The organism is Proteus hauseri (assembly GCF_040139125.1).
In the GTDB taxonomy this organism is placed as follows: domain Bacteria; phylum Pseudomonadota; class Gammaproteobacteria; order Enterobacterales; family Enterobacteriaceae; genus Proteus; species Proteus hauseri_B.
Genome location: NZ_JBEEUB010000001.1, coordinates 586,696 through 602,746, shown reverse-complemented (window position 1 = coordinate 602,746; position 16,051 = coordinate 586,696). Strand labels below are relative to the sequence as shown.

Sequence of the window (16,051 nt, the reverse complement as noted above, 5' to 3'; positions counted from 1 at the left end):
AATTAGTTTAGTGTGATCAGTTGATTAAGCTGCTCACATGCACTCTGATAGCTGCATTGTTCTTGGATATCTTGTTGTAAGAACTTCGACAATGAAGGATAAAGCGCAATGGCTTTATCAAGCATTGGATCACTTCCTGCGGCATAAGCACCCACGTTAATTAAATCGCGGTTACGCTGATAACTCGATAACAGCTGTTTAAATACCTGAACTCGACGGTAATGTGTTTTATCAATCAGCGACGTCATTGCACGACTAATTGAGGCTTCAATATCAATAGCAGGGTAGTGACCTGCTTCTGCTAATGAGCGTGAAAGCACAATATGCCCATCTAAAATGGCACGGGCTGAGTCTGCTATTGGATCTTGTTGATCATCACCTTCGGTTAATACCGTATAAAAAGCTGTAATCGAACCACCGCCATCGACGCCATTACCTGCACGTTCAACTAATGCGGGTAATTTTGCGAATACTGAAGGTGGATAGCCTTTAGTTGCAGGTGGCTCACCAACCGCAAGGGCAATTTCACGTTGCGCCATACTGTAACGTGTAAGTGAATCCATAATCAGCAATACATGTTTTCCGCGATCACGAAAATCTTCTGCAATACGAGTTGCATAAGAGGCACCTTGCATACGCAATAGTGGTGATACGTCAGCAGGCGCTGCAACCACAACAGAACGTGCTAATCCTTCTGTACCAAGAATATTTTCGATAAAGTCTTTAACTTCGCGTCCACGTTCACCAATTAGCCCAACGACAATCACATCCGCTTGTGTAAAGCGTGCCATCATGCCTAATAACACACTTTTACCTACACCAGAGCCCGCAAAAAGCCCCATGCGTTGTCCACGACCCACGGTTAATAGTGAGTTAATGGCACGAACACCAACATCAAGAACATCGGTAATAGGTGTACGTTGTAATGGGTTAATTGGTGGTGTGATAAGCGGTGCGCGATAGCCTGTATCGGGTGGTGGAAAACCATCTAAAGGATAACCTGAACCATCGAGAACACGTCCTAACAACGCATCACCTAGTGGTAATTGTCGACCTTCATTCTCACTACCCGGCGCAGCTTGTGCATAGACTCTCGCACCAGGTGTTAATCCCTCTACTTCCTGTAAAGGCATTAGCAACATTTGGCTGCCATTGAATCCAACCACTTCACTTTCGACTTCTTCAACCGTCTTGCCAATGGTGCGTTCGATTAAACACGTAGAGCCAAGAGGCATGACTAGCCCCTTAGCTTCCATAACTAAACCTGTTGCTCTGGTTAAACGCCCATATTGACGAACGCGCGGAATTTTATTTAACCGCGCTTGCGTCTCACTGAGTTTCTCTAGCCAACGCCCCAATCTTGCTGTCATTACAACGCCTCCGGTGCGGCAAGACGACAAAGTTCATGCCAACGGGTTGCAATGGTTGCATCAAGGTCGCCATCGTTTGTGACAACGCGACATCCACCAACATGAATACTGTTATCGGCAACCACTTTCCAACCATGAGCAGAAAGCGATTCACCTAACTCTTTTTCTATTAGCGGAATATGTTTCGGGTTAATCCGCAATTGCGGATTCCCGGTAAACATCTGTTCTTGCTGAACCATTAACGTAATCTGAGCAAGTAATGCAGAACCATCACACACGGCTGATTGACCTAACACTTCTTTTGCAGCAGTGAGTGCGATTTGCATTAATCGTGCGGCTATAACGCTATCTAACCCATTAAGTGAATGTCTAAACTCAGAGAGTAAGCCTTGCCATTCACTAATTAATGGATCTTGCTGCGCAATACCTTGGCGAATACCTTCTTCGATACCCGATTGTAATCCTGCCTGATAGCCGTCCTGATAACCCTGGTTTTTCCCTGCCTCAAAGCCTTCAGCGTGCCCCATTTTTTGGGCCTTATCTTTCATGTCATCGAGCATATTGATTTGCTCAAGCACTTTCTGTTGCTGAACGACTTCTTTTTCCTGTTTTTCGTCATCCTTTTCGCTATCTGCTGTATCCTCAGCAGCTAATTCCCAATCAGTGAGTTCTTTTGGAACCCAAGGCTTCCAGTTTGTATCAGTATGTTTATCAGACATAGGTATCGTCTCCTCCATGAAGCACAACTTCTCCGGTCTCTGCTAAGCGGCGAACAACAAGCAGAATGGCTTTCTGCTCTGCTTCCACTTGGGACATGCGAACAGGTCCACGAGAAGACAAGTCATCACGCATAATCTCAGCAGCACGTTGCGACATATTGTTGAGGAAGTGATCGCGCAGCTCTTGATCGCACCCTTTCAATGCCACAACCAAGGAGTCGGATTCCACTTCCTGTAGAATGCGTTGAATAGAACGGTTGTCGATATCGATAAGGTTCTCGAACAGGAACATTTCGTCGATAATTTTTTGTGCCAGCTCGCCGTCGTAGTCGCGTACTGCGGTAATAACATTCTCTTCCTGCTGACTCTTCATCAGGTTGATAATTTCCGCTGCAGTACGAACACCACCCATCTTACTGCGTTTGAGGTTCTGACCATCAAGTAGGTTATTCAGAACTTCAGTTAACTCGGCTAATGCGGATGGTTGAACACCACCAAATGTTGCGATACGCAGCATCACGTCATTACGCAGTTTCTCATCGAACAGTGCCAGAATATCAGCTGCTTGACCTCGTTTAAGATGAACCAGAATAGTGGCGATAATCTGCGGATGTTCGTCGCGGATAATATCGGCAGCCATTTGTGGCTCCATAAAGTTAAGCGTTTCAATCCCTGTAGAGGTTTCTCGTGTTTCAGAGATTTCATCTAATAGGTTATTCGCACGTTCTTCACCCAGTGCTTTAACGAGAACAGAGCGTAAGTAGTCATTTGCATTCACATTGAGCGCAGCATATTGAACAGCGTCTTCTTCAAAGCTCGCCATTACATCAATCAATTGCTGATTTGAAATCTGGCGCATTGATGACATTGCAATACTAAGTTGCTGCACTTCACGTGTTGATAAGTGTCTAAATACGTCTGCCGCTCGGTCTTCACCGAGAGTTAGTAACATGACGGCGCTTTTTTCGGTTCCAGTTAAGCTACTCATTGTTCTTTACTCATCCATTGACGAATTACCATTGCAACAACACGAGGATCTTTCTCTGCCATTTCTCGGATACGTTGGCTTTGTAATTCGGCACTTACGCGTTGACGTGCTTGTTTACGTCTTTCTTCGTCGTCTAATTCTGCTTCATTAACGTTATCTTTTACTTTCAGCTTCGTTTTCAACACGGCTTTCTGTGCTGCAATTTCAGCTTCACGGCGTTTCTCAAGCTGTGGTTTCACCAGTTTGCGCCATAAGATCCATGCAATGATGACCAGTAGTAGCCAACGACCTAAATCTAATGCTTTTGATAAGATCTCTGGGTTTTCCCAAACAGGAACCGTAATAACTTTTTCTTCAACATCATTAAACTGAGAGTTAACAACACTTAAGGAGTCACCACGATCTTGAGAATATCCCATCGCTTCACGAACAAGACCTTCAATTTGTTGAAGTTGTTCATCCGTTAGCGGGATCTGTTTTGTTTCAACAACAGGTTCTTCGCCTTCAGCTGCTTCTTTCTTATCTTCTACTGTCTTGTAGTTAACAATAACAGCGACAGAAAGGCGTTCGATATTTCCAACAGGGCGTTTTATATGACGAATACGACGGTCAACTTCAAAGTTAGTTGTCTCATCTAAACGGCTATTACTGTTTGGATTACGAGTGAGGGAACGGTTAGTACCTGTAGTTGCATCCTCTTTTTTCTCGCCATCTTCAGCTTTAGGTGCTTCGATAGGCGCTTGAGGTGGTGCAACTGGTTGGTTTGATAATGCACCTGGTACGCCGCCAGCCAACATGCCACCATTTTGTTCACTTTGGCTCACTTGTTTTGAGCGTACAGCAGACTGATTAGGTGGTTGATTTGGCTTATACTCTTCAGCCGTCTCTTCGGTATGAGAAAAATCGACTTGAGCGGTTACCTGAGCATGAACGTTTCCACGTCCTACTATCGGACCCAATAACGTTTCGATACGTTGTTGATAACGGTTTTCTAATTCCTGAACAAATTTCAGTTGTGTAGAATTAAGGTCACGACCCATTGCATCAGGTTGTGTCAGTAATTTACCGCTTTGGTCAACGATGGTAACACTGCTATCTGGCATGCCAGCAACACTGCTTGCAACGATATGCACGATGGCATTAATCTGACCTTCGTCCAGTGCTCGGCCTTGCAAAAGACCAACAGTAACGGATGCAGAAGGGGATTTCTGTTCACGAACAAAAAGGGACGGCTTTGGCAATGCCAAATGAACGCGAGCATTTTGTACCGGACCTAATGTTTCGATGGTACGAGCAAGCTCACCTTCCAGTGCACGTTGATAGTTAATCTGTTCACTAAACTGACTGATCCCGAACTTTTCTTTATCGAGTAGTTCAAAACCGGCAGCACCGCCTTTAGGAAGACCCGCTTGCGCGAGTTTCAGGCGTAATTCGTGAACCTGATCATCAGGCACCATTATCGCTGCGCCATTTTGAGACAAGCGATAAGGTACATTCATCTGTGTTAACTGTGTGACAATTTCGCCACCGTCTTTATCACTAAGATTACTGTAAAGCACTTTATACTCAGGGCTTTGTAACCATAGGAAAGCAGCAACAAAAATGGCAATTGCCGCCGATCCCGCAATAATCAACGGGATTTTCGGATCGGCTTTTAACCGGTTAATAATGGCGTTAAAACCTTTTTTCTGGTTCACAACGTCGGTTTTTTCGGCATTCATAGACAATCCTTGCCTTGTAGTTCGGGATGAATACTAAAAGCGTGGCGTAACAAAACAGACTCCCCTTACGCAAATAAATAAACCTACTCTCAGGTGTCTCATTATTGGCCTTTTGCGTTTCATTTAATGGCGTAATTAGCCTTTAACTTTTGCGTTAATTACTCGCTTTGGAATGAAGCCCCTGTGTTAGGGTATAACTCGGTAAGCGTGTTGGTTCACTTCCTTACTATGACATTGATTCAGTAATTGAATTAGATGATTAACGCAGAGGTTTATATGTCAATTCCAGCTATTGAAAGTGTTCTGGATAAAATGCAAATCCAGAGTTTACAAGCATCCAATATTGCTAAACCCCAGCCAGTACAGGCAGGATTCGCCAGTCAGCTTGTTCAAGCCGTAGGTAAAATTAATGAGACTCGTGTTAATGCAACCAACAAAGTACAAGCATTTACTTTAGGAACTCCAGGCGTTGAATTAAACGATGTTATGGTGGATATGCAAAAATCCAGCATCTCATTACAAATGGGTGTGCAAGTGCGTAATAAGCTAGTTGCTGCTTATCAAGAAATTATGAGTATGCAAGTTTAGTATTTAACTATTTGGTATTAATGAATTTATATTTTTATTGATATCAAGTGGGGCACATTGGGGACATATTGCTCACTTTCATCTATTAGCCATAATATGGGTTATTGCTCGTTGTTAAACTGGCAATAAGCCGTCATTTCATGCGCTATTTTTGAAAATGGGTGTCCCATTTGTGCTTGCCATAAAGGCAACTTGTTTTTTACTGATTTATGCCATCTTTTGGTAGGCTTTCTTACATCTTAAAATATATATTTATATATTATCTTATGAAAACTTGGAATTAACTAATTAACTAATTAACTAATTAACTAATTAACTAATTAACTAATTAACTAATATCTTTTTTTGCGAAGAGTTTTGAAAGTTTAATAATCTCAGATTGTCTGTTTTTTTGAAATCTTTTAATATGAAAAACGTTCGTAATACGTTATTGATGATTGAAAAAGAATATATGCAACCAATTTATAAATCAGAAGAATTATTAAAGTTACTTCACGAACAAATAGCACTTGAAAAGGTCTGTACTGAATTTGAATTTGTTCAATTTATTAGAGATATAAATAAATATAGCCGTGGATTAGAGAGAAATTATCTTAAAGCATTAGCCTATAGTTTGAATGATAAAATGGATCAAGCTATTAATTTTTTTGAATTATCACTTCAAGTTAATAACATTAATTATGCTAGAAATTATTTGGCTGTTATAAGTCAGCGTTTATCAAATAAAAATACCTAGCGTTATTATATCGGTTTGTTGAAGAATATGAGTCAGTAACCTTTGCTTTATTAGCTTATCAAGCAAGTATTTACACTGCTAATTTACAACGTGCAGAATATTATCTAACCAAGTTAATTAAATTATCTGATAACAAGAAAGCAGAAGAATATAAGAATAATTTTGAAAAAGCTAAATCAGTTTTATTAAGATATTGTGCTTTATCTGGCTTAAATGAAAATGAATTAATAAAGTTAGCTAGTGTAGTAATAGCAATTCTTGACAATAATCAAATTCAAATAGTGGGTGTAAATTACACAAACACCTCAGCTTACGATGAACAACCTAATGTACTTATGATGACCTCTGAATGTGATAACCCAGAAGTACTATCGGAAATGAATCTACAGTTAGCATATGCACTGGCTGAACATAAAGAATTTTTAGATAAGACATTTAGTGTTTTTATTGGTGGTGTTGATAACGTCTCCACCCTAAAAGGGGAATTAAAGTGGCTATAACTTATATCGATATATTATCTTTTGCTAAAGATAATATAAATAGGGAAGATGAAATTGGTTATAGAAATGCAATCTCTAGGGCATATTATGCGGCATATCATTGTGTATAAAAATGCTATTGATAATGGCAAATTAATACATTATATCAATATGATACTCGCTCTTTTATTTGTGTACACATATGCTTTTGTTAAAAATAAAATTGGTTAATTTTACCAATTAAGTATATTGATGACTTATTAGTGCATAAATTAAAGAAGACAAATAATGGGACTCTTTCTCAAAGCCCTAATTGGCGCATTGGTAGTGGTATTAATCGCCGTTTTATCCAAAACTCGCAATTACTACATTGCTGGACTTGTGCCGCTTTTTCCTACTTTTGCGTTAATCGCACACTATATCGTTGGCTCTGAACGCTCAATTGAAGCTTTACGTACAACGATTATCTTTAGCATGTGGGCAGTTATTCCTTATATGGTGTATCTGGTTTCACTCTACTTTATGCTTAATTATGTCAAATTATTTACTGCACTTAGTGGTGCCGTTTTGTGTTGGATAATTGCTGCATGGGTGCTTGTTTTAGTTTGGAATAAATTTCAGGGCTAAGTATAAATATTTAAATAATCTATTTGTTAAGTGGAAACTCTTATTATGATCGCAGTTATTTTTGAATTAAAAACCAATGAAGGGCAGCAAGCACATTATTTGGCGTTAGCCAAAGAGTTAAAAGAGACATTATTAAAAATTGATGGTTTTATCTCTATTGAGCGTTTTCAAAGTCTCTCTGATAACGAAAAATTATTATCACTCTCCTTTTGGGAGAATGAAGATGCTGTGTTGAAATGGCGTAATACTGAGTTACATCGTATGGCACAGGCAAAAGGACGTAGCTCCATTTTGCAGCATTATCGTTTACGTGTTGCTAGCGTTATACGTGATTATGGATTAAACGAAAGAGAAAATGCGCCTGAAGATAGTGTGTTATATCATCAGTCATCAGAAAGAGAATAAATATAGGATTAATTTACTGTTTGTGAAAATGACTCAATAGTAAAAATAAAAGAAGACCGATGAATAAAATACTACAACAAAAAATCATTCAAGTTTGCGATGCGAAAATAGCCGCTAAAGGTGAAAATGTCGGATTATCTTTTTATGCCTTTTTTGCTAATAAAAATGACGAGCCAGAGTTACTAATGGAAGCCGCTACGTGGTGGATAATGACGCATAAATTAGATCATTTTGAAAAAGCGGTTAAAATTAAAGCACTTATTCAGTCAGAAATGTGTTAGAACAACCACAATTGCTTTTTACTATTTAAAAATCTTTATTAAACCGAAGATAGTTGATTATTGTCACATTAAAGAGAGAAATAAACCGTTATGGTAATTCCATGATTAATAACGTAAACGGTGATGATATGGAATATTGGTTTATTGCGTATAAAGTGCGTTCCAGAAATGGTGATACCTACGCCGGACATAAAATAGTAGAAACTGAGAGTGGTCTTTCACCTCATATTGCGTTAGAAAAAGCATGTCAGGAAGTGGCTGACGGAGCTCAAGCTGATATTCCTGCAGTACGTGTAGTTGCTTTTAATCGTCTATAACAAATTACCTTAATAAAAGATCCCACTTTGGTGGGATTTTTTTTGCCTTTATTAAATCAATTTTTTCACATAGTGAATAAAATAAGCAAACATACCTAAGAAACAAATCAAAATAATAAAACCCAATTAAATACAACTAGCCTAGTCTATTGATTATGTTGGTTTTTTATTTTTTAACGAAATAAATAAAATGTAATTATGTGATCTGAGCTGTGTTGGTTCATTTTTTGCAATTGAATAAAAAAATATGAAAGGCTAAGGTTTGTCTGGGCTAAGGAATAGCTCAAACATGGAAATAAAAATCAGCATATTGATTTTTTAGTGATAATTAAAAGGATATTAAATTATGACAGTATTAACCGTTTATTTATGTGGTACCGGCTCTAATTCATTTGATAACAATAATCCAACTTTTTGGCATGGCGAAACAGTCGCCACATTGGCTCAAAATAACCAAGGTCGTGAGTTTGCACAGTGGTTTATTGTTGATGGTCCAGGAAGTGGTAACCTGCAAGAAGATGATTTATGGGTTGAAAGTCCTAATTACTCTGATCTTAAAGGTTCTCTATTTGGCAGTGGTTGGGAAGAAAATGTTCAACATGCACTTTGTCTGATGAAAGGGAATTTTGACTGGCAACGTGAAAAATTAACAGAAGAGCAATATAACCAGCTAAAAAAAGCTGGTATTCCAATCGAAGATGTAAAAGTCACTGGCTCTTTCTTGTGGCGTAAATATGATTATGGCGACCGTCATATTACTCAACAGCAACTTCAACAACAAATTATCCGTATTTTCCGTAAAGATGGCATTATTCCCACTCAAGTTAACTTAGTTGGCTGGAGTCGAGGTGGTATTACTTGCCATATGTTGGCAAATGCCATGTTAGCGGATCCACAATTAAAAGATATTCCCGTCAATATTTTTGCTATCGACCCCGTTCCTGGTCCACTGAATTTCCAACCTGAAAAAGTGGCTCTTGGTAAAAACGTTAAAGAGTACGTCGGATTCTATGCAAAAGATGAGCGTTCTAAAGGCTTTACTTGTGTTATTCCAACCATTGAGCCTGAGACTAACATGCATATTTTTCCAATTTCAGGACGTCATGCCACATTAGTGGGTAATGCAGCTTTAGATGGTGCTGAAGGTGAAAATGCATTATATGCTCCGGGTTTATTAGTGCGCCATTTTGCCGAAGTGTGTTTAACGCGTTGGGGATGTGATTTAGCCAATAAACTCGCATTAACCGATGAACAAATTAAAGAGTATCATCTTGATATTCATAATGATTTAGATAAATACACCGCAATGCGCCGTAAAACCTACTCTATTTATGAAAGTACAGGTAAAGACGAGCGTAAAGTCTCATTGGGTAAGCAGGGTAAAGCCTTCTCTGAAATTGCAGGGGCACAATTTAAACCCTCTGGCGGATTAACTGCAGATTACTTAGCTGATAATCATCTTTATGATGTAATTAAATAGATAGCTAAAATATTTTAGTTGTATGCAGATGTACTTAATTAAATCTGTCGCTCACGTTTAGTGGGCGATTTTTTTACGATACTCACTAAAAATTTAGCGACAAATTTAAAATCACACGATTTATCACATACGCCTACTATGAAAATCGTGACTAATTTATTATATTGAACCAAGAGAGCTAACAGAATTTTATTGGTCATAGACTTATTGTAGGAGAACGCTATGCCAGAATTTACTGTTAGAGTTGAGCTTTCGGATATTGAAAATGCTGATTATGTATTACTTACTCAAAGAATGTTGAAAGAAGGGTTTAAAAAAGAGATTTATGGGTTGAAAGGTAAATATGTTCTGCCATTAGCTGAATTTAATTACCAAACAGCAACTAAAAATCATAAAGAGGTAATAGAGCTCGCTTTTTCTATTGCTGAAAAAATTACATTAAATCCAGCAATCTTAGTGACGGAAGTAAAAAATAGAGCATGGAAAGGGCTGCAACGGGCTTAACCGTCATTGAGTGTTATGTCTGCCGTCAGTTACTAGAAGCTCAGATAATCTTGATATAAAAAGAAAAGGCTCGTGGGGAGTCTGTTATTACCTTACTGTTCTACTTCATAACTAAACCAATAATGAATTTAATAAGCACGATGTAATGCGTTTAAATCTGTTATAAACAGATATAAGCGATGACATTGCGATGTTGCTTACTTTTTATTTTGTAAAAATCAGGAAATCAAAACGCATGAATTGGATTTTAAAAACATTTTCACAGCTTACGACAGATGAGCTGTATGCTATTTTAGCGTTAAGAAATCAGGTTTTTATTTGTGAACAGCAATGTGCTTATCAAGATCTTGATGGTATTGATCAACAATCATGGCATCTCTTTGCTAAAGATATGAAGACTCAACAGCTAATGGCTTATGCGCGCTTATTACCTCAAGGTATTGCATTTCCACAGGCATCAATAGGGCGGGTGATTGTTGCTAAAGCGTATCGTGGTGGTGGTGTTGCTCATCAATTATTAAAAGAAGCTATTTCAGCATCCTTTACGCAATTTAAGACGGATAGTGTGAAAATAATGGCTCAAACTTATTTAGTCGATTTTTATCAATCACATGGTTTTGTTATCGATTCAGAACCTTATCTTGAAGATAATATTCCGCATATTGATATGGTATTAATGCCGCAACTATAGAATGTAATAAATAAAATAAATCACAAAACAACCAGAAAACAGTACGTTACCGATAACAAATTTAGCTGAATAAAAGCCTCTAATTGCTTAGATAGAAAGACGCCATTAGCTAGTAAATCGGCTTTTGGCGCAGAGGAATGTTATTTGAGATTAAGGTCAGGATAATAACTATGCTCTGTAAACTGACCATAGCTATTTTGTACCCTCTGCTCTTGTTCAGTCTTTCTGATTAACACACCGAGCTCATCTAACCTTGCTCGTAATAAATTTCGCGTCTCGTTTTCGTTTTCTAAGATTTTCTTTAATATATCCGTGAGCCGTTGTTGTAAACTTAGCTCACCATCAGCGGGTTTTATCATCTTAGTGATAGATTCCACGCTTTTTAGGTAGTCCATTTCCATTTCGATCAGCTGATCCCACTGATGATCCTTGGCAAGCGTTAACATTTGCTCACTTAATTTCAAGACATGCTCGTAAGCCGCCATAATATCCATATTCTTGTCCACTCTATTTTAATAAGAATTAATCTGCGTGCCGATTTGTTGCCAAGCATCAGAGAGTTCTGTTAAGAGCTTGATGACTTCATGAATTTTTTCTGGGTTATTTTTTAAGTTAGCATCTAGCAACTGACTAACCATATAGTCATAAAGAAGCTCCAGATTTTCTGCAAGCTCGCCGCCTTTTTCTTTATCCAGACCTTGTTTTAAGCCATTGCCAATAATATTAATCGCTTTAGAAATATTCTCGCCTTTAGCGGCAATATTTCCTTGTTCCATTAATATTAAGGCACGGCGAAGGGCGCTAAGCGCCCCATTAAATAGGATCTGGATCAGCTGGTAAGGAGAGGCGTTTAAAATCTCGCTTTCAACGTCGATTTGAGCATACATTTTACTGGCTGATTGTTGATACATAATGTCCTACTTTTAAAAAATTAACCTAATAAACGACCAATAGAAGCACTTGAGTTAGTCATGGAGTTAACCATTTTATCTAACTGTTGGAACTGGTTTTTATAACGTTCCATTGTCGCGGCAATATTGCGCTCAGTGTTTTTAATTTGTTTATCTAACGTTTTTTTCCGTTTTTTCACACCATCAGTGGCAATATCTAAGGTACCATCTGTAGATTGCAGGGTTTTTTTCAGGAAATTATAAGTTTGAGTACCAAAACCGGTCTCTTTACCATCACCCATAAAAAACTCTTTAACGTTAGCTGGTTTCTCTTTTAACGCGTCATCGAGCTTTTTATTATCAATCTCTAACGTGCCATCAACTTTGAATTTAACACCCATTTTATTAAGGGTATCTAATTCTGATATTGATTGAGAGCTAGTAATAAAGCTTTTTAGCTCAGACATAATCATCCGGCTGGTGCTATCACCTAATAAAACACCGTTGTCTTTGGAAGATGCTTCTCCTTTTTCAACTTGGGTATATTTGGTTAAGTCTTTATAGGTGGTACTAAGTTCGTTATAAGCATCCGTCCAAGCTTTAATCGCTTTTTTCATCGGCTCAATATCACGAGCAACATTAATAATTTCAGGTTTATCTACGCCATCTTTATTGTTATCAGTGGTTTTTTTCAGATTTAAAATAATCCCTTCCGGGGCATCTTTAATCTCATTGGTCTGACGTTCAATTGTGATCCCATTAACCGTTAAATTAGCATTTTTTGCTTCAACGATTTGGGTCATCTTTCCACTGTTAGATTTAGATGAATATTGTAGAAAATCATTAAGTTTGTTATCACCTTCTACAGTAATTTCCATTTTTGATTTAGTACCTTCTTTACGAGAAGTCAGTACTAAATAGTTGGTATTATCATCTGCTTTAACGATGGTTGCGGAAACATTACCTTCTTTTTTATTGATTGCATCACGTAATTCAATTATTGAAGTTTGCTTATCTTCTAATTCAATACGTAATGGTTTTTCTTCACCAGGTTGTGTAATAACTAAAGTACGTTTATTACCGTCGCCTAAGGTTTCACCAAGCGGTTTTTTTGCATCACTTACAGCCGTTGATTTTAATGTTTGTGCTTGAGCTAATTGAGTGACAGAAACGGTGTAGTTACCCACACTGGCTTTACCGTCTGTTTTAACTTTAAAGGCATCAAACTCATCTTCAACTTTCGTTGCAGTGATTTTATCGAATTTCTTTAAATCTTCTGAGGCTTTCTGTAGCTTATCAAGCTGTCCGCGAATTTTACCGTAAGCGGTAATTTGCGCTTCATAGCTTTTCATCTGTTTATCAAGGGGTTCAAGACGTTTATTTTCCGCCGCCTCTAATTGTGCCAATGTTTGGCTTAGAGGCATCCCTGAGCCCACGCCTAGTGAAGCAATACCAGCCATACCGGTCTCCTTTCTGTGTTCGTAAAATAATCCTCAAAAAACGTTATCGGTAGAATCGGCGAAAAGTTTACGTCTATTTGGTTTTTTTGATGAGTTAAACAGGCTGCCATATAGAAGCCATTTATTGCTATTGGTGACCAAAGCGCAATTTGGGTAGTGAACAAATGATATTAGACGAAAAGTGATAAAAATTTAATAAAAAAATAATAAATTATTTTCTTTATTTATCATTAGCTTGATATGAATTCTATAAAAAATCGCAGAAATATTTGTAGGAAAAGTTAAAGGTTGTATGTGGGGTGCCGATAAACTTGTTGCCGGTGATTAACACCGAAAATGAATAGGCAAACTTTTATTTTATCGACTTGATTTTAAAGGAATCTAGCTATGGCACAAGTCATTAATACCAACTATCTGTCTCTGGTAACTCAAAACAACCTGAATAAATCTCAGGGAGCTTTAGGAAGTGCAATCGAGCGTCTGTCTTCTGGTCTACGTATCAACAGCGCTAAAGACGATGCAGCAGGTCAAGCGATTGCTAACCGTTTCACTTCAAACGTAAATGGTTTAACTCAAGCAGCACGTAATGCGAACGATGGTATCTCTATCGCTCAAACTACTGAAGGTGCACTGAACGAAATCAATAACAACTTACAACGTATCCGTGAGTTAACAGTTCAAGCTAAAAACGGTTCTAACTCAGAATCAGATATCAAATCAATCCAAGAAGAAGTTAAAGAACGTCTTGGTGAAATCGACCGTATTTCTGAGCAAACTCAATTCAACGGCGTTAAAGTACTGAGCGGTGAGAAAGAAAAAATGACCGTTCACGTTGGTACTAACGACAAAGAAAAAATTGAATTTGACCTGAAAAAAGTTGATAGCAAAACACTGAAAGTTGACGAATTAGAAGTTGGTGCAGAAACTAAATTTAGTGGTTTAACAGCTGCTGATATTGCTGGTGGCAAAAAAACAGCAGCTGATTTAGCTCCAGCTAAACTTGGTGAAGGTATTGTTGCTGCCGACTTAGGCAAAGCATCAATTAATGGAGCTCCTGCTGCTACAGTAGATGATGTTGCTGAAGTAAACGGCAAAAATTATATTACTGTTGGTGGTAAAATTTATGAAGCTGAAGTATCAGTTAAAAACCCAACAGATCCACTTACTGCTAAAACTTTAGAGTATAAAGTAGGCAAAGAGGTTAAAATTCACACTCCGGAAGAAGCTAAAGCTGGAGCTGAAAAAGCTGAAAAAGCTGAAGCTCAACTGAAAACGTTAGACGAAGCTATCAACACTGTTGACAGTATGCGTTCTTCTTTAGGTGCGATTCAAAACCGTTTTGAATCAACTATCAACAACCTGAACAACACTGTTAACAACTTATCTGCTGCACGTAGCCGTATCTTAGATGCTGACTATGCAACAGAAGTTTCTAACATGAGCCGTGGTCAAATCTTGCAACAAGCAGGTACTTCAGTACTTGCTCAAGCAAACCAAGTACCACAAACAGTTCTGTCTCTGTTACGTTAATTCGTACACTGACACAAAAGATACCTTTCTATATGCAAAAGGTCCTCGTAAGAGGACCTTTTTATATTAAGTATTATTAAACTATCTTTTCTTACCTTTTAAACTTTTTAATTTCATTAAATATTAATAGATTGAGATTGATTATTTATTTTATGATACCTCAAGCATTAAATTTTATTGAATTGAGTATAATAGTACATTATGACTATTATTAAATATCAATTAATTAAGAGATTAGTTGCTTCATTTTTGGGTTCTATCTATCGAGTGTGACGAGATTGTGACGAACTCACTATATTTACTTAAATGCTCTCCACTTAAATGGGCGTACCTTTTAACCATTTCTAATGTCTCCCATCCACCCATTTCTTTAAGTATCATTAATGGGGTTCCATTTTGCACATGCCAACTTGCCCATGTATGCCTCAGATCATGAAACCTAAAATCAACTAATCTAGTTAACTTTATTGCTCGAGCAAAATCCTCTAAGCCAATTGAATTTTTTTTCTTTCCTGTTCTAGTAAATATGTAATCGAATTTCCGTGGCATATTTTTTAGAATATTTACTGCCTCTTCATTAAGCGGGAGAGGTCGACCACGTTTCGACTTCGCATTTTCAGCAGTAATAATAGCTACACCTTTGTCTAAGTCTACATTGCGCCACGTTAATGAAAGCAATTCTCCTTGTCTGGCTCCAGTCAGTAAGGCTAAGCTAACAAGGTCTTTCATCCACTTAAGCTTCAGGTTATTAATTAACTCAATAGCTTGCTCTTTTTCAAGCCACCTAACTCTAACCGTAGGTTCCCTCATTCTTGGAATATATAATTGTTCTTTAACCCACCCCATTTTATGAGCAAGTGAAAAAGCTCGCATAATGAAAGCTCTATATCTATTTTTAGATGCATTAGATAGCTTTCTCTTTCTCGCTGTACTATAAATAGGTAAAGAGTTAGCTATTTCTTCCCTTGTGATTGTTGATATTTTTCTTCCTTTAAAAATACCTAAGAAATATTTAGCTTGGGTCTGTTTATTTGAAAAACTTCTCTGTCCTTCGGCATCTTTTAAAGCAAGAATAATAATTTCATCAAAGATCTTATCTGGATGCTTATCCAATTTATCTAATTGCCATAAGTCATATTTCAACTTGTCATGATATTCTTGTGCTTTTATTTTGTCCGAGGTGTCAGCAGATTGTCTAATTCTTCCTCCATTTGGAGATGTGATATCAATCCAGTATTTTTTACCTCTTTTGTAGATCGGCATTT

General features: G+C 37.7%; 19 protein-coding genes. 11 read left to right on the top strand and 8 right to left on the bottom strand.

What is annotated here, in order from left to right; genetic code table 11:
• Positions 1 to 2: 2 nt before the first annotated feature.
• The 4 genes from fliI to fliF are packed head-to-tail and all read right to left on the bottom strand — an operon-like array spanning position 3 to position 4,798.
• On the bottom strand, positions 3 to 1,370 hold the full coding sequence (gene fliI / locus ABN099_RS02750) for a flagellar protein export ATPase FliI (protein WP_349462164.1): 1,368 nt from the start codon (positions 1,368 to 1,370) through the stop codon (positions 3 to 5).
• The gene (fliH, locus tag ABN099_RS02745; RefSeq protein ID WP_349462163.1) at positions 1,370 to 2,089 is read right to left on the bottom strand and encodes a flagellar assembly protein FliH; all 720 of its coding nucleotides are present in this window, start codon (positions 2,087 to 2,089) and stop codon (positions 1,370 to 1,372) included. Before fliH ends, fliI begins: the two co-directional genes overlap by 1 nt.
• Positions 2,082 to 3,077 carry a flagellar motor switch protein FliG gene (gene fliG / locus ABN099_RS02740; protein WP_349462162.1) on the bottom strand — a complete coding sequence of 332 codons (996 nt, stop codon included), beginning with the start codon at positions 3,075 to 3,077 and terminating at the stop codon, positions 2,082 to 2,084. Before fliG ends, fliH begins: the two co-directional genes overlap by 8 nt.
• Positions 3,074 to 4,798 (bottom strand): flagellar basal-body MS-ring/collar protein FliF, encoded by a 1,725-nt coding sequence (gene fliF, locus ABN099_RS02735; RefSeq protein ID WP_349462161.1) that lies wholly within the window; start codon positions 4,796 to 4,798, stop codon positions 3,074 to 3,076. Before fliF ends, fliG begins: the two co-directional genes overlap by 4 nt.
• A gap of 276 nt (positions 4,799 to 5,074) precedes the next feature.
• Between fliF and fliE the strand changes: the two genes are divergently transcribed.
• The 10 genes from fliE (at position 5,075) to ABN099_RS02685 (ending at position 10,906) form a co-directional block, all read left to right on the top strand.
• A complete protein-coding gene (fliE, locus tag ABN099_RS02730) occupies positions 5,075 to 5,386 on the top strand; it encodes a flagellar hook-basal body complex protein FliE (protein ID WP_349462160.1) in 312 nt (103 codons plus the stop codon).
• Positions 5,387 to 5,792: 406 nt separating this feature from the next.
• The gene (locus ABN099_RS02725) at positions 5,793 to 6,122 is read left to right on the top strand and encodes a hypothetical protein (protein WP_349462159.1); all 330 of its coding nucleotides are present in this window, start codon (positions 5,793 to 5,795) and stop codon (positions 6,120 to 6,122) included.
• A gap of 377 nt (positions 6,123 to 6,499) precedes the next feature.
• A complete protein-coding gene (locus tag ABN099_RS02720; protein WP_349462158.1) occupies positions 6,500 to 6,622 on the top strand; it encodes a hypothetical protein in 123 nt (40 codons plus the stop codon).
• 267 nt (positions 6,623 to 6,889) lie between these two features.
• Positions 6,890 to 7,228, top strand: a complete 339-nt coding sequence (locus tag ABN099_RS02715; RefSeq protein ID WP_349462157.1) for a GlpM family protein — start codon at positions 6,890 to 6,892, stop codon at positions 7,226 to 7,228.
• A gap of 45 nt (positions 7,229 to 7,273) precedes the next feature.
• On the top strand, positions 7,274 to 7,633 hold the full coding sequence (locus tag ABN099_RS02710) for an antibiotic biosynthesis monooxygenase family protein (RefSeq protein ID WP_349462156.1): 360 nt from the start codon (positions 7,274 to 7,276) through the stop codon (positions 7,631 to 7,633).
• A 59-nt stretch (positions 7,634 to 7,692) separates the two neighbouring features.
• Positions 7,693 to 7,914: a DUF6500 family protein gene (locus ABN099_RS02705; RefSeq protein ID WP_349462155.1), complete on the top strand. Its 222-nt coding sequence runs from the start codon at positions 7,693 to 7,695 to the stop codon at positions 7,912 to 7,914.
• A gap of 101 nt (positions 7,915 to 8,015) precedes the next feature.
• Positions 8,016 to 8,231 (top strand): hypothetical protein, encoded by a 216-nt coding sequence (locus tag ABN099_RS02700; protein WP_349462154.1) that lies wholly within the window; start codon positions 8,016 to 8,018, stop codon positions 8,229 to 8,231.
• 346 nt (positions 8,232 to 8,577) lie between these two features.
• A complete protein-coding gene (locus ABN099_RS02695) occupies positions 8,578 to 9,711 on the top strand; it encodes a hypothetical protein (RefSeq protein ID WP_349462153.1) in 1,134 nt (377 codons plus the stop codon).
• Positions 9,712 to 9,933: 222 nt separating this feature from the next.
• Entirely contained in the window at positions 9,934 to 10,215 is a 282-nt protein-coding gene (locus ABN099_RS02690) for a hypothetical protein (protein WP_349462152.1), read from the top strand.
• Positions 10,216 to 10,450: 235 nt separating this feature from the next.
• Positions 10,451 to 10,906 carry a GNAT family N-acetyltransferase gene (locus ABN099_RS02685; RefSeq protein ID WP_349462151.1) on the top strand — a complete coding sequence of 152 codons (456 nt, stop codon included), beginning with the start codon at positions 10,451 to 10,453 and terminating at the stop codon, positions 10,904 to 10,906.
• Between the two features lie 140 nt (positions 10,907 to 11,046).
• Here ABN099_RS02685 and fliT read toward each other — a convergent pair whose 3' ends face one another.
• The 3 genes from fliT to fliD are packed head-to-tail and all read right to left on the bottom strand — an operon-like array spanning position 11,047 to position 13,256.
• On the bottom strand, positions 11,047 to 11,400 hold the full coding sequence (fliT, locus tag ABN099_RS02680) for a flagellar protein FliT (protein ID WP_349462150.1): 354 nt from the start codon (positions 11,398 to 11,400) through the stop codon (positions 11,047 to 11,049).
• A gap of 18 nt (positions 11,401 to 11,418) precedes the next feature.
• Positions 11,419 to 11,817 carry a flagellar export chaperone FliS gene (fliS, locus tag ABN099_RS02675; protein WP_064720336.1) on the bottom strand — a complete coding sequence of 133 codons (399 nt, stop codon included), beginning with the start codon at positions 11,815 to 11,817 and terminating at the stop codon, positions 11,419 to 11,421.
• Positions 11,818 to 11,837: 20 nt separating this feature from the next.
• A complete protein-coding gene (gene fliD / locus ABN099_RS02670) occupies positions 11,838 to 13,256 on the bottom strand; it encodes a flagellar filament capping protein FliD (protein ID WP_349462149.1) in 1,419 nt (472 codons plus the stop codon).
• A 387-nt stretch (positions 13,257 to 13,643) separates the two neighbouring features.
• On the opposite strand from fliD, the gene ABN099_RS02665 reads away from it, so the two are divergent.
• Positions 13,644 to 14,786, top strand: a complete 1,143-nt coding sequence (locus ABN099_RS02665) for a FliC/FljB family flagellin (RefSeq protein WP_349462148.1) — start codon at positions 13,644 to 13,646, stop codon at positions 14,784 to 14,786.
• A 243-nt stretch (positions 14,787 to 15,029) separates the two neighbouring features.
• On the opposite strand, the gene ABN099_RS02660 is transcribed toward ABN099_RS02665, so the two are convergent.
• Positions 15,030 to 16,049 (bottom strand): tyrosine-type recombinase/integrase, encoded by a 1,020-nt coding sequence (locus ABN099_RS02660; protein ID WP_349462147.1) that lies wholly within the window; start codon positions 16,047 to 16,049, stop codon positions 15,030 to 15,032.
• Positions 16,050 to 16,051 lie beyond the last annotated feature (2 nt).

What these genes read in the sequence shown, in the direction of transcription:
- ABN099_RS02725 (WP_349462159.1), top strand. Translation starts at nt 5,793, where the DNA reads ATGAAAAACGTTCGTAATACGTTATTGATGATTGAAAAAGAATATATG.
- ABN099_RS02695 (WP_349462153.1), top strand. Translation starts at nt 8,578, where the DNA reads ATGACAGTATTAACCGTTTATTTATGTGGTACCGGCTCTAATTCATTT.
- ABN099_RS02715 (WP_349462157.1), top strand. Translation starts at nt 6,890, where the DNA reads ATGGGACTCTTTCTCAAAGCCCTAATTGGCGCATTGGTAGTGGTATTA.
- fliF (WP_349462161.1), bottom strand. Translation starts at nt 4,798, where the DNA reads ATGAATGCCGAAAAAACCGACGTTGTGAACCAGAAAAAAGGTTTTAAC.
- ABN099_RS02705 (WP_349462155.1), top strand. Translation starts at nt 7,693, where the DNA reads ATGAATAAAATACTACAACAAAAAATCATTCAAGTTTGCGATGCGAAA.
- ABN099_RS02685 (WP_349462151.1), top strand. Translation starts at nt 10,451, where the DNA reads ATGAATTGGATTTTAAAAACATTTTCACAGCTTACGACAGATGAGCTG.
- fliG (WP_349462162.1), bottom strand. Translation starts at nt 3,077, where the DNA reads ATGAGTAGCTTAACTGGAACCGAAAAAAGCGCCGTCATGTTACTAACT.
- ABN099_RS02660 (WP_349462147.1), bottom strand. Translation starts at nt 16,049, where the DNA reads ATGCCGATCTACAAAAGAGGTAAAAAATACTGGATTGATATCACATCT.
- ABN099_RS02665 (WP_349462148.1), top strand. Translation starts at nt 13,644, where the DNA reads ATGGCACAAGTCATTAATACCAACTATCTGTCTCTGGTAACTCAAAAC.
- ABN099_RS02710 (WP_349462156.1), top strand. Translation starts at nt 7,274, where the DNA reads ATGATCGCAGTTATTTTTGAATTAAAAACCAATGAAGGGCAGCAAGCA.
- ABN099_RS02690 (WP_349462152.1), top strand. Translation starts at nt 9,934, where the DNA reads ATGCCAGAATTTACTGTTAGAGTTGAGCTTTCGGATATTGAAAATGCT.
- fliS (WP_064720336.1), bottom strand. Translation starts at nt 11,817, where the DNA reads ATGTATCAACAATCAGCCAGTAAAATGTATGCTCAAATCGACGTTGAA.
- fliT (WP_349462150.1), bottom strand. Translation starts at nt 11,400, where the DNA reads ATGGATATTATGGCGGCTTACGAGCATGTCTTGAAATTAAGTGAGCAA.
- fliH (WP_349462163.1), bottom strand. Translation starts at nt 2,089, where the DNA reads ATGTCTGATAAACATACTGATACAAACTGGAAGCCTTGGGTTCCAAAA.
- ABN099_RS02700 (WP_349462154.1), top strand. Translation starts at nt 8,016, where the DNA reads ATGATTAATAACGTAAACGGTGATGATATGGAATATTGGTTTATTGCG.
- ABN099_RS02720 (WP_349462158.1), top strand. Translation starts at nt 6,500, where the DNA reads ATGAATCTACAGTTAGCATATGCACTGGCTGAACATAAAGAATTTTTA.
- fliE (WP_349462160.1), top strand. Translation starts at nt 5,075, where the DNA reads ATGTCAATTCCAGCTATTGAAAGTGTTCTGGATAAAATGCAAATCCAG.
- fliI (WP_349462164.1), bottom strand. Translation starts at nt 1,370, where the DNA reads ATGACAGCAAGATTGGGGCGTTGGCTAGAGAAACTCAGTGAGACGCAA.
- fliD (WP_349462149.1), bottom strand. Translation starts at nt 13,256, where the DNA reads ATGGCTGGTATTGCTTCACTAGGCGTGGGCTCAGGGATGCCTCTAAGC.